Origin of the sequence: Erysipelothrix inopinata (assembly GCF_014396165.1) — a bacterium.
GTDB classification, from domain to species: Bacteria; Bacillota_I; Bacilli_A; order Erysipelotrichales; family Erysipelotrichaceae; genus Erysipelothrix; species Erysipelothrix inopinata.
The window spans coordinates 823,210-840,487 of sequence record NZ_CP060715.1 but is presented as its reverse complement, the minus strand read 5'-3'; the positions used below and the strand labels follow the sequence as shown (position 1 = coordinate 840,487).

Genomic DNA, 17,278 nt, shown 5'->3' with positions numbered 1-17,278 from the left:
CGCTATAAACTTTGTATTTTAGTGTATAATAGAACTGTCTAATTATGGAGGACCTATGAATACATTAAATCGAAATTACAAGGTGAAACGTATCTTAAACAACAGCTCCTTAATTGCTTCAGACTTATTCTTTGAAGTTGTTATTATGGGGAAAGGTATTGCTTTTGGTCTGAAACCTAACGACACATTAAAACGTGGCGTTGAGTATGATAAGATGTACAAGTTATTAACACAGACTAATGAATTTAATCGTATTATTAATGGCTTTGATGACCATATCGTCGACATGGTTATGGACACTGTTGCTGCAATTGGATCCCACGGATATCGTGAACTTCAAACACAACATTTTATAACCTTATCAGATCATCTTGCCGCTGCATATACACGGATTTTGAGAGGTGAACCGATTGTTTCCTTCTTTAGTTTAGAAATAAAAGCTTTATATCCACAATCTTATGATCGTGCCGTAGAGCTTGCTAAAACTATCGAGTCAAAACATGATCTCAAAATTCCCGAAGCAGAGTTAACCTATATCGCATTACATATTGAAAATCTCACAAGTAAACATGCTTCAACACAATTGGATGCACTCAATGTTTTGATTGGTGACATTAACGAACTTCTAGACTTAACATACCATGTCAAGTTTGATCGAAACACGGTTCACTATTCACGTTTCTTAACTCATATTCGATTTATTATTGAGGGAGCTCTCGCCAACAAACGCACATTATCAAGCGGTGTTAATGAAGCACTTATAAGTGCTTACCCGACACATGTAGAAATTGCGGGTAAGATAATAGAAATGATCAATAAAGAAATGAATATTCAATTGGATAACAATGAACTGTCATACTTAGTTATTCATCTTGTAAACATTCTTGGCGATCCGATTGAGTATGATGAAAATCCTTCTCAGTAATATATATATAACTGTCACACTGTTGCTACTGTAGCAAGAATGTGACAGATTTTTTATACAGTTTCTACGACTTTGGTATAATATAGGTAAAGAGAGGTATGTTTATGAAAAAAACAGCGATTTTTTTACTACTACTGTCCTTACTTGCCTCACCTTTTAGCATCTGGGCTGAGGAACCTACTATTGATGAATTCTCTGCGACTCAAGCTGAAGATATTAATAACATTCAGGATAGTATTGAATACTACCATCAATTTATGAAAAATGATAATCACCATTATGGCAATCTTACTGGCGAAGTACAAACTACTACCACAGGTGGAACTCAGGATATTTCCGAAACACTTTACGATACAGGTTCATTGAACTCAATTGTTCAATATCGATATTACTTTGTGCTCACTGACATCGGTAACAAAGTCGTTTTCTCTAAGAATGAAAATGATACTATGGCGATTAATACAATCGAACTTGCTAACGAGAATGTCGATAAACTCACACTTCCAGTTGATACATCTCGCCTTCAGTCCTTGATTGACAGCCATCATTTAAATCCTGAAGGTTTAGTTTATTATTATTCACCCAATTATGATTCATATTTTATATATTTCCCTGAATCCGAAGCTATCATTCCAATCAAACAAAGTCACAAACCTTTCAATAATTCCATCAACGAATGGGAAGTTATCGAGTTTGAGGATTTCCGTAACTTAAACAAATCTAACTATGATGAAAGAAACCAATCAAGTTTCCTGCGAATTTTTTCATTTCCAATCATTATTTTCGTATTTGCAATGGGTGCAATAATTCTTGTTATTATTTCAATATTTTATAAAAAAGAGAAATAACCATTCCGGCTATTTCTCCTTTTTGTTAACGAATTGTTTTTAACGCTTTTGCCCAAGATGTCACTTGATCCATCATCTTTGTTGCATTTCCCTCATGATATGCATGAGGTTTAAATACTGACATATTTTCAAAGTCTGTCATAAGTGAGAATGTAACCATTGTTCTTACATCCGCAAGTTCTTGTTCTGCTAATGTTAAACGCAAGGATTGAATTGCTGCAAGTCCGCCTAGTCCACCGTATGCTACAAAACCAACTGATTTATTGTGGAGTTCGGGTTGCAAGTAATCTAGGGCATTTTTTAATGCTCCTGGAACCGCACGATTATATTCTGCAGTTACGATAATATAACCATCAAATGATGCCATTTTTTCTGACCATGCTTTGATAGAAGCGGCTTGTGCATCTGTTGGAGCCAATCCAAGTAATGGTAAATCATAATCTTTTAAGTCAACTAGTTCATATTCAACACCATCTTGTCGTTTTTGAGCGAAATCTAAAGTCCATTTTGCTACTGCTTCGCCATTTCGTCCTTCACGGATACTTCCTAAAATTATTCCTATTTTCATTTTTCTCTTCCTCTTTCTTTTATTTATTTAATAAAGCAATCGCTGCATCTATTTCTTCTTTAATTAATGAATGTCCATAATCATGAACAACTTCATCATATTTAATGTTTGCTTGTTTTAACAGTTCTTTGAATGCTTGATAGTTCTCTTTACTTACGTAAGGGTCCTTATCACCATAGGTAATCAGAACTTGGCTTGGTTGATATTTGAACGGTACTTCTGGTCGGACATTCACCGGATGAAATAGAAGCACTGTATCCCATGATACATCAAACTCTTTCATAATATTTTGAGCGATATTCGCGCCATTAGAATACCCAAGAACAATTACTTTTTTTAACTCAGAATTTGCTGCAATAATCCTATCGATTTCATTTTTCAATTCATAAGTTTCTTTAGCGAGACTTTTTAAATCAAACTGTCCATTTGGATAACGTTTGAAATAACGTGTGACTCCGTTTTCATCAACATTACCTTGAATTCCTACATAAGTTGCATGTGGATCTATCATTGCTGCAAGGTCAAACAAGCTGGTCGCATCGCCTCCAGTGCCATGGAGTAAAATCATTAAATTTTCGTTGCTACCTTCTCTTTTAACGTTTATCATAATTTTTTTCCTCTGCAAACTTTCCAAGTTTCTTTAATAACTCCTGAAGTTGAACTTCCTCTTCTGGATCTAGAATCTCAAATATTTCTTTCATATATTCGTAATGATGTTGGTAGACATCTTCAAATACCTTATTCCCGGATTCTGTTAACGAAATTGACTGAATTCGTTTATCCTCAGGTTTTCTTATTCTTTGAATATAATCTTTTGCTTTTAATGTATCGAGTACATATGTCATACTACTATTCGGAATTAAAACTGCATCAATTAATTCTTGTGTAGTTAAGCAATGCTTCGTATACAACGCTTCCATTGCTGCAAACTCATTGACCGTTAGATTTGAACATTCTAGTGACTTCTTAACACTTCGTTCAACAGTTTCTTGTGCCTTGAATAATATGATGAGAGTTTTAAGTTTCTGTTCCATATTAGAAGTATTCCTTTTCGTATGATTTGGTACTTCTTACAGAATCAAATGTCTTCAGATGTTTTTCAACATATTCTCTTCGATTTCTTAAGTGTGGTGGTAATGTTAGTGTTTCTCCCAGCACTTCGTAAGATTCTTGATCATCAATAAATCCTGGTCCATCTGTCGCAATCTCAAACAAGATATTTGGGTAAAGGCGAATGTAAAGTGACTTAAAGTAAAATCTATCAACATATCCTGAATTCGGTATTTGTAATTGATTAAAGAACTGTGTCCATTGATTGAGTTCCTCACGGTCTTTAACTCTGAATGCTACGTGGTGAACACCACCATAACCTTGCATTGCTACAGTATCAATGTCACTCACTTCAACAATTACACTCCCTCCGTTTCCGCCATCACCCATTTCGTAGAGAATTAGAGATTCTTCTTTTTGTACCCGCTTCATTTTCATCAAGTCGACAAGAATCGTATTCATCAATTCTTCATCACTTACTGTTAAGAAAATAGGTCCTAATCCACGAATAGCATATTCATTGGGGACGGGTCCTTTATACCAAGGTTCACCCGGAGCAACACCTGCTACACCTTCATCAGAAACGATGGTGTAATGTTGGTTATCAAAATCGACGAAGTCTAGAAATTTTCGACCAAATCTCTTTTTAATTCCTGAGTGTTTTACTTCAAAATGATCGAGACGTTTCACCCAATATTCTAAAGCTTCATGAGTATCCACTCTGAATGAAGTTTTTGAGATATCCTCATTTCCTTCAACATGTTGTCCAATACCTTTGAAATCAAAGAAAGTCATATCAGTTCCTGGGTTTCCACGATCATCTGCAAAGAAGAGGTGGTAGGTTGTTAAATCATCTTGATTAACATTCTTCTTGACCAGTCTCATACCAAGGATATCGGTAAAAAAATCATAAATTTTGGGAGCACTGCTTGTAATCGCAGTAACGTGATGGATTCCTCCTAATTGTAAGTCTTTCATAGTATTCTCCTTATCTTAATGTAATGAAATCTTGTCTTAGTGTTTTCAATGTTTCTTTTTCTTCCTCAGATAGCGATCCTGTTTTAGATTTTCTAAGTAAGTATGTAAGTTCTTCTTTAACTCTTTGTTTCTTAACAAGTAGGTCATGTTCATAACGATCTCGATAACCATAACCTTCTAGTTTTGATACTTCTCTTACTGTCACAGGCATTAGTTTTTCGCGAACTTCATCCTCATATTCTTTGAAGTGAGGCGGCATCAATAAGTTCGACCCTAATCTCTCTACTGTTTCATCAATGAGTACGCCAGGTCCTTCAGTGGCAAGTTCTATTAATACTCCACCGGGTTCTCTAAAGTAAATTGATTTAAAGTATTTTCTATTTTTTATTTCTGTAGGCTTCATACCTAAATCGATTAGTTTCTGATGCCACAATGCTATTTCTTCATTGTCCACTTTAAATGCAATATGATGAACACTACCAATTCCCATTCTTCCACGGGCCATTATTTGCTTATTCAAATATAAGAACTGATCATTAATTTTTAATAAATAAAATTCTTCATCTTCATTGATAAGTTGATAGCCTAATCCATCGACAAGTAATTTTAATGATTGTGGTGGATTATTCGAGAATAGAATTGAACCTGTAATTTCAATTATTGCGACTTCTTTCGTAATTCCATTGTATTCCCACGCACTTTCATCAAATCGGTTTACTTCGATCATTTCGATTTCTAATCCATCTGGATCAGAAAATGCGAGCCTCTTCATACCAAATCGATCATAATAATAGGGTTTAAACCCAAATTCCACTAATCTATTATGCCAAAACTCAAAACTTCCTGACGGCACGGCATAAACAAGTGTATCAACTTGTCCACTTCCTGAATGACCTTCAATACTATCCGTCATAGGAAACGTTGTAGTTAGTCCTGAACTTCCATCACGATTTCCATAGTAGAAATGGTAGCTGTATTGGTCATCGTAATTTAAAGTATTTTTCACTAATCTCAATCCCAAAACACTTGCATAGAAATCAATATTCTTTTGCGCATGTCCTACTATTGATGAGATGTGATGAATTCCTTGTACTTTCATGTTGTTTACCTCCGTCTTGTTACCACTATATTATTTCGGTTTCGAAATAATTTCAATCAATATGCTTCGGTTTCGAAATAATTTATCTTTCATAATGTTCTACAACCTCGTATACAAATTCAAATTCACTTACCTTATCTCCTTTTCGGGCATAAAGTGTTCCTTCGTGGTCGCCCAATTGGAACGTATTTAATGGTTTTGATTCCATTAAATTTGTTTGAGATTCAGTATTAATTTTATTAAATGATATTTCATCAAAGTAAGATTCGTTACTAATAATTACGTCTTGAGGTCTTACGATGGGCAGAACTTCTTCGACACGGCTTTCTTGACTGTCTGCTTCTTGATATTGTTTCTGTCCAAGTACTATCCTAATATTATCTTTAAATGTAATTACTGGTTCAGATTCTCGTTCACTCAACACCTTCAATCCGAATATTGCAACGATCAAGAGTAGACTAGACACCACTATAATTGTTTTTCTTTTCATACTGTTGCCTCTCTTTCATAAAAACAATATCATTCGTTTTCCAATATGCATTGTGATTAGAATGTACGAATATGTGATTTTAAGTTCAGTTTTTATGGCACATCTTTTCTTACCTACAAATCCACTTGATACATTGTCGGTATATTTCACAAAATACTCATTAAATTACATCTTGAATTTCACAATAATATGCTAATATTTGTAAAAATAGAGGAGATGTATATGAAAAAATTATTATTAGGATTGTTTACGATCACTTTGTTATTTAACTTTGTTCCGACTTCAGTGAAAGCAGACTCTGAAGCGTTTTCTGTAGAAGAGTACTACTTTAATATTCATGAGTATGCCAATGAAGATGTATACTCGATTGTTAGTGGTATCCAATATGCAACAATCAGTACTGCTACACCAACTTGGAGCGCATTAAAACATGAAGATTTAACTGAAGGAAGCTTTGTTTTTCCTTCAGGAAATTATGTATTCTATAACTATGACATCAACTTTGAAAACGGTGAAATTGTTCAAGGTATTAAAAATACTCTAACATACCAGGAACTCGTTGATTTAGAGAATACTAAAGGTTTAAAGATTGATTCGATTGCAACCTACTATGCCAAAGCAAGTGAAATTAAAGCAAACTACTATCTTGTAAATACAGATGGTTCCAAAGAACTTTTGAAAACTGATATCGCTTATGGACGCTATGAAGTAAGCCCAGATGAATTCCATATTCCTTCTGATACACTTACATTAGATCCGATTACGGCTTCTTATTTGTTTGCTGATGAAAGCTCAAAAGAAACTAAATTATTCACTAAAAATGATCAAGTGATTGATATTAACTTACGACTTCCTTCAGTTACTATTCGTTATGAAGATACTGACGGTACTGAGATCCAAAATCATAGTGTTTATTCAGACAAAGTAGGTCAAATATTTAATTACACGATTCCAACATTTGAAGGCTATACCTTAAAATCAGAAGTTACATTACCTTCTAAGTTTGAGGCGAAAGACTTATCACTAACCCTAGTCTTCGAAAAAAATGCTAAGCCTGTTGACCCTGTAAAACCGGTAGACCCTGTGAAACCTGTTGATCCTGTGAAACCAGTAGACCCTGTGAAACCGATAGACCCTGTGAAACCGATAGACCCTGTGAAGCCGGTAGATCCAGTAGTTCCTATTAATCCTGTTGATCCCGTTAAACCTGTCAGTCCTATAGAACCAACAGAGACAACAAAACCTATATTACCGGCTACAGGATATAGTAATCTCTACCTTTATTCAGGATACTCTTTATTACTTTTAGGAATTGGATTCACAAGCATCAAAGTATTTAAAAAGAAAGCAAGCAATAACAATTAGTCTAATAATTTATTATCTTAAAAACTCTTTATTTTAACTCTTAGATATGAAAAAATATTAATAAGGAGGTTTAACATGACTCATCATAGAAAAGATACAAAATATATTACAGACATGAAGTTAAAGTACCCAGAGAGTCCTCTACTTAAAGAACTTGTAATTACTGAAGGTGTATTGAGTATGAGAGATTGTTGTACCGAAGTCATCAGTATTTTAACTGAAGAACAACTCTATAATATTGCAAATAATATTCGTATGCTTGATTCAGACGGGTTCTTCCAACTTGAAGATTCTAATCTTATCTAATAAGCAACTAAAAAGGAACATCCCTAAAATAGAGGTGTTCCTTTCTTTTTAATTATTAGTATATAATAAATCTATATATCACTGTCAACCCTCGGAAGCTTATTCATTTTCTTAGATGCGATAGACAGTGTCATATAAAGAGCTACAATAATGAGGCATATTCCGCCAAAGGTCTTTAATGGTAAACTTCCGTAGTGGAAGTTTACCCCACCTTCATCTTCGTATATTATGACACTTTTATCTATAATGAGAAGTAACCCCCAAAACCATGATGTTGCACTCACAAAATTCCAATAGAACATAGAAAATTTATTCCAATTACTAAATTGTTTCTTCACTAAAGGCATAAATATTGAGCCAACAGGTGCAATATACATCAGCAGTAATAATCCCATTGTGAAAATAACGAACCAAAAATAGGCTCCTGAAGTTAGGTAATATATCATCGCTTGATTAACGCCCATTCCTGTCAGAACAAGCAAGATAAACATAACTAAGTACTTCCATTTTGATTTGTATAAAAAATTTAACTTATTCATTAATTTTCCAACACCTTCATTATTTTTCGTTATCAATAAGAATATATTTACAAATCCATTTCCTACAAAACTAATCATTAACATAAATAATAGTAATATTACGATATATACTATAAATCCCATCTTCTTCTCCTCACGCTTCCTCTTAAACTTCCATCTCTATTAATTCATGGAAATATCCTTTTCCACCAACGTATACCTTATGGATTAATTCATCATCAGCATCCAATTCAACTATAATTTCAGATGGAGAATTTAGGGATTGACCTTGATTAAATACAAAGTTTTTTCTGTTATCTTTATTTTGGGTGTAAAGGTAACAAGCCAATGCTGCATTTGATGTTCCAGTTGCTGATTCTTCGTTAATATCATAAAGCGGCGCAAAATTTCTACAATATATTTCTTTACCTGAAATCGTAAAGAGGTGCATTCCAATTACACTGTATTTATCACTCACCTTTTTAATAGCTTCAAAATTCGGTTTGATTTGATCCAGTGCTTTTTTATCTTTTATTGGCACCAAAATATCTTTTAACCCTGTAGAAACGATTTGAATAGGCTTCTCAACAACAATAGCACTCGTACTGAAACATTGACCCAGTTCATCAGTATCCATCTGCTCATAGAACTCTGGTGCGTTCTGTTGCATAAGCACTAATCCATTTTTAATCTGAACTGAAAGAATACCACTTTTCGTCTCAATTATATAATCTTTATCTTCAACTTGGTTTAAGTACATCAATATCGCAAAGGTACCTATTGTTGCATGTCCACATAATGGTACTTCCTCTTTAGGCGTAAAGAACTCCAACTTGTAGTCTGCTTTTTTTGATTCACTAACAAAAGCAGTTTCGGCATAACCAAGTTTTTTCGCTACATACATTTTCTGATCGCGAGATAGTGGTGCTTTTAAAAAAACTACCCCTGCTCTATTTCCACCTGAATGATTCTTGCTAAATGCACTCGCTACATAAACGTCTAGCTTCATAACTACCTCATCTCAAAATTAATTTTCTTCATATATCTTAACAATTCTCACCTATTTTGTCGAAAAATTCCAAAAATAAAAACACCTAAAAAGTATTGTTCTAGTTTTTAGATGTTTTATTAACTGTATCCATTTTGGATGATAAAACTATTTATCAGTTTACTTCAATCTGTCCTTTAATGATTGCACCTGGACGTACTTCAAGTTGTTTTGCCTTAATATTACCTTCTATTACACTGGTTTCATTAAGTATGACACAATCATTAATAAAAATATTTCCCAATATTTTTCCTGAAGATACTAATGATAGAGCATGAATATCACCGATTATTTGAGAATGTGCCCCAATCATTACATGGTTTTGTAATTGTACATTTCCATCAATATTACCATCCTGCATCGTAAAGTTATTTCCAACTAATGACCCTTCCATTTGAGCATCTTCTGCAAAAACGATATCTCCTTTAGAATTTATATTTCCCTTAATTTTACCAAATAACTCCAAGTCCCCTTCTAGAGTCATATTACCGGTTATTTCGACACCTTCTGCAATAATTGTTTTTTTACTTTCCATTATCCTGTCCTCTTCTACTATAGTTAAGTTATTTATTAAATTCGGCGTTTCAATATCATTGTTTAAATTATCATGTTCGATATTTTCATCAATGAACGCTTCATTGATATTTTCCAGACCCTCTCTATCTTGATGTGATGTAAAGTTTGAAAACCACTTTTTAACATTTGATACTGGATCACTTTTCACAATTGCGTCATTGGAAACATTCTCGATTTCAACAGTAGATTGAGTGTTCATTTCTTCCTCGCCATATTCAGTGCTCATTGAAATTTCGCTATCAATTGGCTTTTTATATTTCTTTTTACTATATCCTTTTTTTGACATATTAATCTCCTTTCATAAACCCTAATAATCAACAATCCATATTATACAGGAGATTATTTTCAATCTCTTTATTACACAAAGAACACCATCGTTTCGTCACTTAATTGTCGATACAATTTCACAATAGTGAGTATTCTTAATTTAATTACCGGGTATATGCTAACCTTTTTAGTAGATTAAGATAATTTTAGTTCGTAATTTTGCCACTATATTGACACACCAATCTATCAATAAAAAAACTCTCAACGTAAGATAACGCTGAGAGTTTTTTTGTCGATACTTAACATTAAGTTCGTAATTTAGGTTTTCACTTTATTTCTTTACGTTTCTTTTTACTCATTGCTAAGATAATTGCTCCACTGACCAATAACATTGAAACACCAATATAATTATTATCTAATCCCGTTGATGGTAATACTGGATTTGGTTTACTTGGGTCTGGTTTTACAATTTCCGGTTTCACTTCTATCCATTTCGCATACAGTGTCATGTTTTCTTCAACAGTATCCGTATCAAAGTTCCATGGTTTCTTGAGATCTGCGTCGCGATACCAACCATCAAACTGGAATCCTTCACGTTTAGGATCAAATGGTTTTATGACTAAGTTACCTTCTTTAATCCCTACTTGAGGATCTACTTGTGATCCACCATTAGATTCAAATGTTACGTTATATTTGTTTTCTTCAATACTAATTTTGTTCCACTTAGCGTAGAGTGTAATATTTTCAGTTACTAAGTCTGTATCAAAATCCCATTGTTTTGTTAGGGCACTATCTTGGTACCAGCCGGCAAAGGTATAACCGCCTTTACTTGGATCCAAAGGTTTGCTTACTTTCGAACCAGCAGTTAGCTGTAATTGACTTTCAACAATCGTACCACCATTGCTATTGAATATTACATCATATTTTTCAGCAACAGGTAATTTCTCCCATTTCGCATAAAGAGTTATATTTGATGATACTAAATCTGTATCAAAGTTCCATTCGCTCGTTAGAGCACTGTCTTGATACCATCCCTTAAATATGAATCCTTCTCTACTTGGATTCAAAGGTTTGTTTATTTTTGAACCAGCAGTTAACTGTAATTGATTTTCAACAATCGTACCACCATTGCTATTGAAAGTTACATCATACTTCTCAGCGACTGGTAATTTCTCCCATTTCGCATAAAGTGTTGTATCACTAGTGACTCGGTCAGTAGTAAAATCCCATCTTTCACTTAATAATTCATCCTTGTACCATCCCAATAATTTATAACCTTCTTTAATACTTGAAGGAACATTAATAAGCGAGTCCTTAGAAACATTGAGATATGGTGCTACTTCACTACCACCATTTACTATAAATTTAACTTTATATTTTTGAACCTCGAAGTTCACCGTTAAATCTTCTGCAGGAGTTCGTCTTGCAAAATCATTATTTGTGTATAGTCCACCGGTGAAAGTATAACTCGGTTGGTTATAATTTTCATCAAGAATAAATTTTTCAACAAATTCTACATGTTCACCTGGATTAATGAGCTCATAGGCATTTTCTTTTTTTACTTGTTTAAAGTAGATTGGTGCCGAATCGCTATTCCAATCACCACCTTGTGGTATAAATCCCTCCGAGTTTTCATAGAGATTAATTCTCGTTACAGGATATGCCCCCGTATTTTTTATTGTATATTTAATGGATATTGAACGATCCGAACTATTGTAAGGCTCTACAATTTCTCTATTTATACTATAGTCAGCGAAATATGTATAACCAAATGCGTTTTCTTTAGGAAAACCAGTTTCTGGACTGCTAGCCATGAATACAAAATAAGGATTCGGTTTATTGTTTGCAGAATGTCCATCTCCGACTACTTTGTAGTTAAATTTAATAGGTCCTTCTGACTTCATAGATTTATATGTTTTATCGTAGATACCGTAGTCACTACCTTCATGAGTCGGTCTGACATATACTCTGAAACCATTTTTAGTAAAGTTACTTGATGCATTAACATATTGATCACGAGTTGTGACTTTATATTGAGGGTCACTAAGCCATGTCGTAACATCAAATCCATCTGACTGCTCAAAATTCATAACAGTGAAAAGTGTTCCGTATGTTTCTCCCTCATCGGTTACAAACTGCGTTTTTGGAAACTCTATACTTTGGAGTTCAATTGAGGAGTCCATACTTTCTGAGAAGAACTCGAACATCAATGCTCCTTTTTGTTGTCCCACTAGATCTGGTGTTAGTGCCGTATCGAATTCAAATCCTTCGACACTATATGTAAATTCGTCCCCCACCTTGATCGATCCTTGTGATGGATTGACCTTTAAATCTTTGAATATTTTTGTTGTTGTATCTGCTTGAATGGATATACCACTCATAAAAACGAATACAGACGTTAAAATACTTATTAGTGTTTTTTTCATAGTTTCCTCCTGACATAATAATACAATCTTTGAGGTCCCTATAATGTTAATCACAGCAATTATTCATAAAATTTTCATCATTTTATCATACTTACTTTAAGATAAATATCAAGCTTTATTTAGTGGGTTTTTTCATAAATTTATCCAAAACAATCAATCCGAAACCTAAACATAAAAGTGTAGTAGTCATATAGAGTTTACTATTTTGACCCGTATTAGGTAATGTTGGTTCAATTGGCTTAGTAGGGTCGATCGGCTTGACTGGATCCACTGGTTTTACGGGATCCAGTGGTTCTACGGGATCTACTGGTTCTACGGGATCTACTGGTTCTACGGGATCTACTGGTTTTACAGGATCCACAGGTTTATGTTCATTATAGTGCTCTAAAACAATTAGCTTTTCTTCTTTCCCTTCAATGGTAAAGTTCAACGGAGTACCATCTAAAATATAGTCAACTGGAGCTTTATATTCAACTAGTGTATATGCGCCACGTTTCAATCTATATATTTGGATTACTCCATTTTCATCTGTAGTTACATCTTTAATCAAAATATTATTGCTATCATAAAGATAGAACTGTGCTCCTTGAAGTGTTTTCTTAGTATTTGTCTCATATTTAGTTAGTTTAACACTCCCAAGCTTGCCACTACCATTACCATTACCATCATTAATTTTTTGCGTACTAGTATCAGTAACTGTTCCAATTTCGTCGCCTAACAATGTGATTTTATTTGTATAGGTTTTCGATGCTGATGACGCATCTATTTTAGACTTGTATCTAATTTCTAAGCTATTCTCTAACTTATCTAGATTTATCGTGAACCCACTTTCACTTTTTTGTATTGAACTGGAATCAACACTACCGAGTCTTTCAGACACATTTCCCTCGATATCATACTTAACATAATCAACTTGTAATGTTTCCGTTAGAATATGGTGACCCTCGCCAATTTCATCTATAATTTCCACATTATTAATTGTTTTTTCTGCAAGATTGAGACGTATTCTCCACTCAATAATAGAGGGATTATCTTTGTCTACAATCCATCCATATTTGTAGAGAAGTTCATCTGGGTTAACGGGTCTAACCTTTCCTGTTGAAGGTAAAAACTTATCCTTAAAATTTTCGTAGTTGAACTCAATTGGAGTCTTAGTTTCTTCAGTTACTGTCGTTAAATCCCATCGTGTTGATAATTCGAATTTTCCTATTATATCAGAATGAGTTTCAACAAACTGCGTAAATGTAATAATTGCAAGTCCAGTATTAGCATCAAACTTAACGTTCGCGATATCCTGTCCAGTTTCATCATCTTTCAGCATAAAATCCATTGAATGTGCTGGTATTACATTTTTGGGAAGTTTTATTTTCATTTGATCATTTCGCTTAAGATTGTGCGTCCCTAGTGAAAACTCATAAACTAACTTAAAGTTTTCGTACATTCCTATACTTTCCCCATCTTTAATCTTAGTCCCATCATTTCGTACGAGACTAACATTTGTAATGTATTTAGTATTTAATTCCTCTATTTCTGCGGCAGATACGTTCATACCTAGATTAAGAACTAGTATGAGGCTAATAAGTAACAAACTAAATTTATTTCGTTTCATATAATCCCTCCTAGAGTCATTGTATCTGATACATATGCTTGAAGTGTGATGACGCCATGAAAATTTGTGCAATATTTCACACAAAGAGATTATATCAAAAGAAAACCTCACATCGTGAGGCATCCTTATGTTGCATTTATTTTTTGTTAATCTTATCTAATGCAGCTTGTGCAAGAATATTTAGGTAGTTCCATGGGCGGTCAAAATGAGGTTGGAAGAAGAAATCAACAAATGCAAGATCTTCAACTGTCATTTGATTTTGAACTGCTAGAGACAATGTATTTGCAGTTTGAGTAATGTCATATTTTGATACCACTTGGCCACCAACAATTCGGTTCGTACCTTTTTCATAAACAAGTTTCATAAGAACTTCTTCAGTTGTAGGCATGAACTCAGGACGATAGTTATCAGTTACCACAACGGAATCTACATCGAGACCGAAGTGAGGTGCTGAGTTGACAGTAACACCTGTTGAACCAATGTTATAACCAAAGAGGTAAAGTCCTGATGTCCCTTGAGTTCCTCGGTATGCTACTTTGTTTTCTACAATGTTTTTTCCAACTAATGTACCCATACGTACTGCATTTGTAGCAAGTGGAATGTATGCATTTGAATTATTTGGATTGTAATGTACCGCAACGTTATCACCTGCAGCATAAACTTCAGGACGACTTGTTTGCATAAATTCATTAACAACTAATGCACCGTTTGGTAACATTTCTAATTTGTCTTTAACAAGTTCTGTACTTGGTCTGAATCCAACACACATAATTACAAGATCTGCTTCATAAGTTCCTTCTGATGTTTCAACAGAAGTGACCTTACCTTGATCATCTGCATTAAATTTTTGAACAGTTTGGTTTAGTTGTAATTTAATTCCGCGGTTTTGTAGGTCTTCTTCAAGTAAATCTGTGAATTCTGGGTCTAGATATTTATTAAGAATACGATCTAATCCATCAATCAAAGTAACATCTTTTCCTGCTTCACCAAATGCTTCTACAAGTTCGATACCAATATATCCACCACCAACGATGACGACTTTTTCAGCATTTTCTTTACGTGCAATAATTTCTTGTGCTTGATTATAGTTTTTACATAACAAGATATTTTGTGACTCAATTCCAGGAATTGGTGGAACAATTGGCCATGAACCAGTTGTAAGAACTAGTTTGTCATATGATTCTTCAAATGTTTCATCTGTAAGCATATTTGTAACTTTTACAGTTTTTCCATCCATATCAATGTCTGTAACATTATGTTCCATATGAACTTTTGCTCCAAGTTCAGCAAGTTCTTGTGGGTTTGAGTAGAAGAGGCTTTGAGCATCTTTCACAACTCCACCGATATATAATGCAATACCACATGATAAGAATGATACATTATCATTACGTTCGAAAACTGTTACTTCTGCCTCAGGGCTTTCTTTAAGAATTGACTTCACTGCAGATGTTCCTGCATGTGTACATCCAATAACAACGACTTTCATATAAAATCCTCCTTGACGTTCGAGTACAGTATACCTTGTTTATACATCCAACACTAAGGAAAATGACCGACTTTTTTCACATAAATTTTAAAGGTGATTGTTAAAAAATACCGACTAATTCACTAGGTTTTCGTGTATTTCTTTGTTTAAATTATCTCAAAGATTATACGGCAGCATTTTCAGTTTCCTAATTATAAAAATAGTAGCTATTTTTTAAAAATTGGACATCGTATTTTCGAGATAAATCGTATAAGAAATCTTTAATAATTATTGCTTTGTCTTCATCATAATTTGCCATTTTTTTTATAAAATAATCTTGTTCCTTTGATGTTGCGATATTTTTGAAATATCCCCAAACATGTTGAAGGGCATTCATGCGACTCCCCTTCGAAGGAGTACCCCGAAAAACTCGAAAGATAACTTTATAAAAGAAATCAACTGTGAGTTCTTCTGGGTGAGCAAAAAGAGATCTTAGTTCATTATATCCCTCTTGACTGTACTCCATGACTAAATATTTATAACGAGCCCATTCTTTCTCCAACTCTTTAATATTACTCGTTGTTTTTAACATTTGCATTCTTGCGAGTCGTTCATCTTTAAACATGACTGGGTGATTCGGTGAAAGCTGTTGATAGATAACTTCAAGTTCTTTATTCAGTATAATATCAACACAAATACGTAATCTTAGACCTTCAGTTTCTCGCATCTCACTTGCTTTAATCATATTATCACTTTGAACCTGAATGTATTCTATATGTTTGTTATTTATAGTTTCTGGAATTAAACACTGAATATATATCTTAAAACCGTGTCTCTTTATTTTATTAATTTCTCGGTTTGAGAATGATCCATCATTTACATTTTCTTCTATGGTCAGGTCTGAAACATAATAAAAAATATTATCACTAAGTAACTTTTTAATTACTGTTTCAATATTTGACATGAACACTTCTCCTTATTAGTTAAAATATGAAATTTCTTCTTCAGTCAGTGATCGATACGCTCCTAATTCTAAACTTTCATCGAGATTCAAAGGTCCTATTTTTACTCTTTTTAAATAAACAACTTCATTATTACAATGGTGCATCATTCGCTTAACTTGGTGGTATTTCCCTTCAGAAATCGTTAATAAAAGCGCCTTCGAGGTTACCATCTCAACTTTCGCTGGTTTTAACATTGTGTCATCCATAGGAATTCCTTTTTCCAACTCACCAATAAACTTTTTATCAAAATCATGATCGAGTTCAACATAGTATTGTTTCTTGATATCTTTTTTCCCATGAGCAATTCGGTGCGAAAATTGACCATCATTTGTGATAATCAGGAGCCCTTCAGTATCAGCGTCCAATCTACCCACAAAAAACAAATCACTTCGTGATTCCTCAAGGAGATCAAGAACCGACGGATATTCAACCGCATCATGAGCGCAAATATAATCTCTAGGTTTATTAATCATGATGTAAACATCTTCTTCATATTGAACCACTTCTTCACCTACTGTGACAATGTCACTCTTCAAATTAAGAATATGTCCAATATCTTTAACCTTTTCGCCATTTACTTTCACTAACGATTTCTTTATTAACAATCTTACTGCTTTTCTAGATCCAAATCCTGTGTGTGATAAAAATTTATCCAATCGCATAACATACCTCTCACTTTTAGGGACATTATATCATTTGTTACTCACTCAAAAAAGAGGCCATTTATTTAGGCCTC

Annotated in this window: 18 protein-coding genes; 4 read left to right on the top strand and 14 right to left on the bottom strand. The window is 33.8% G+C overall.

Annotated elements, in window-relative coordinates; genetic code table 11:
• The first annotated feature begins 55 nt into the window (after positions 1–55).
• Together H9L01_RS04145 and H9L01_RS04140 are read left to right on the top strand one after the other, a co-directional pair.
• Positions 56–925 (top strand): PRD domain-containing protein, encoded by an 870-nt coding sequence (locus H9L01_RS04145; RefSeq protein ID WP_187534753.1) that lies wholly within the window; start codon positions 56–58, stop codon positions 923–925.
• A gap of 104 nt (positions 926–1,029) precedes the next feature.
• Entirely contained in the window at positions 1,030–1,773 is a 744-nt protein-coding gene (locus H9L01_RS04140) for a hypothetical protein (protein WP_187534752.1), read from the top strand.
• Between the two features lie 25 nt (positions 1,774–1,798).
• On the opposite strand, the gene H9L01_RS04135 is transcribed toward H9L01_RS04140, so the two are convergent.
• From H9L01_RS04135 to H9L01_RS04110, 6 genes are all read right to left on the bottom strand, one after another.
• Positions 1,799–2,341 (bottom strand): NADPH-dependent FMN reductase, encoded by a 543-nt coding sequence (locus H9L01_RS04135; protein ID WP_187534751.1) that lies wholly within the window; start codon positions 2,339–2,341, stop codon positions 1,799–1,801.
• Positions 2,342–2,360: 19 nt separating this feature from the next.
• Entirely contained in the window at positions 2,361–2,948 is a 588-nt protein-coding gene (locus tag H9L01_RS04130; RefSeq protein WP_187534750.1) for an alpha/beta hydrolase, read from the bottom strand.
• On the bottom strand, positions 2,935–3,375 hold the full coding sequence (locus H9L01_RS04125; protein WP_187534749.1) for a MarR family winged helix-turn-helix transcriptional regulator: 441 nt from the start codon (positions 3,373–3,375) through the stop codon (positions 2,935–2,937). The genes H9L01_RS04130 and H9L01_RS04125 overlap by 14 nt, the downstream gene beginning before the upstream one ends.
• Before the next feature lies 1 nt (position 3,376).
• On the bottom strand, positions 3,377–4,369 hold the full coding sequence (locus H9L01_RS04120) for a ring-cleaving dioxygenase (RefSeq protein ID WP_187534748.1): 993 nt from the start codon (positions 4,367–4,369) through the stop codon (positions 3,377–3,379).
• Between the two features lie 10 nt (positions 4,370–4,379).
• Positions 4,380–5,468, bottom strand: a complete 1,089-nt coding sequence (locus H9L01_RS04115; protein ID WP_187534747.1) for a VOC family protein — start codon at positions 5,466–5,468, stop codon at positions 4,380–4,382.
• Between the two features lie 82 nt (positions 5,469–5,550).
• Positions 5,551–5,958 carry a hypothetical protein gene (locus tag H9L01_RS04110; RefSeq protein WP_187534746.1) on the bottom strand — a complete coding sequence of 136 codons (408 nt, stop codon included), beginning with the start codon at positions 5,956–5,958 and terminating at the stop codon, positions 5,551–5,553.
• 222 nt (positions 5,959–6,180) lie between these two features.
• Here H9L01_RS04110 and H9L01_RS04105 point away from each other — a divergent pair, with 222 nt between their 5' ends.
• Positions 6,181–7,323 (top strand): MucBP domain-containing protein, encoded by a 1,143-nt coding sequence (locus H9L01_RS04105; protein ID WP_187534745.1) that lies wholly within the window; start codon positions 6,181–6,183, stop codon positions 7,321–7,323.
• A 75-nt stretch (positions 7,324–7,398) separates the two neighbouring features.
• Positions 7,399–7,629: a hypothetical protein gene (locus H9L01_RS04100; protein ID WP_187534744.1), complete on the top strand. Its 231-nt coding sequence runs from the start codon at positions 7,399–7,401 to the stop codon at positions 7,627–7,629.
• A gap of 71 nt (positions 7,630–7,700) precedes the next feature.
• On the opposite strand, the gene H9L01_RS04095 is transcribed toward H9L01_RS04100, so the two are convergent.
• The 8 genes from H9L01_RS04095 to H9L01_RS04060 all read right to left on the bottom strand — a co-directional run bounded on the left by H9L01_RS04095 (position 7,701) and on the right by H9L01_RS04060 (position 17,204).
• Complete coding sequence (locus H9L01_RS04095) at positions 7,701–8,291, bottom strand: hypothetical protein (RefSeq protein WP_187534743.1); 591 nt, start codon at positions 8,289–8,291, stop codon at positions 7,701–7,703.
• A 22-nt stretch (positions 8,292–8,313) separates the two neighbouring features.
• Complete coding sequence (locus tag H9L01_RS04090; RefSeq protein WP_187534742.1) at positions 8,314–9,156, bottom strand: PhzF family phenazine biosynthesis protein; 843 nt, start codon at positions 9,154–9,156, stop codon at positions 8,314–8,316.
• A 154-nt stretch (positions 9,157–9,310) separates the two neighbouring features.
• Positions 9,311–10,057 (bottom strand): bactofilin family protein, encoded by a 747-nt coding sequence (locus tag H9L01_RS04085; RefSeq protein ID WP_187534741.1) that lies wholly within the window; start codon positions 10,055–10,057, stop codon positions 9,311–9,313.
• 307 nt (positions 10,058–10,364) lie between these two features.
• Complete coding sequence (locus tag H9L01_RS04080; RefSeq protein ID WP_187534740.1) at positions 10,365–12,464, bottom strand: InlB B-repeat-containing protein; 2,100 nt, start codon at positions 12,462–12,464, stop codon at positions 10,365–10,367.
• A gap of 115 nt (positions 12,465–12,579) precedes the next feature.
• Positions 12,580–14,073 carry a collagen binding domain-containing protein gene (locus tag H9L01_RS04075; protein ID WP_187534739.1) on the bottom strand — a complete coding sequence of 498 codons (1,494 nt, stop codon included), beginning with the start codon at positions 14,071–14,073 and terminating at the stop codon, positions 12,580–12,582.
• Positions 14,074–14,209: 136 nt separating this feature from the next.
• Positions 14,210–15,559 (bottom strand): FAD-dependent oxidoreductase, encoded by a 1,350-nt coding sequence (locus tag H9L01_RS04070; protein ID WP_187534738.1) that lies wholly within the window; start codon positions 15,557–15,559, stop codon positions 14,210–14,212.
• A 187-nt stretch (positions 15,560–15,746) separates the two neighbouring features.
• Positions 15,747–16,502 carry a YbgA family protein gene (locus H9L01_RS04065; RefSeq protein ID WP_187534737.1) on the bottom strand — a complete coding sequence of 252 codons (756 nt, stop codon included), beginning with the start codon at positions 16,500–16,502 and terminating at the stop codon, positions 15,747–15,749.
• Positions 16,503–16,517: 15 nt separating this feature from the next.
• Positions 16,518–17,204 (bottom strand): pseudouridine synthase, encoded by a 687-nt coding sequence (locus H9L01_RS04060; RefSeq protein ID WP_187534736.1) that lies wholly within the window; start codon positions 17,202–17,204, stop codon positions 16,518–16,520.
• Between the last annotated feature and the right edge of the window lie 74 nt (positions 17,205–17,278).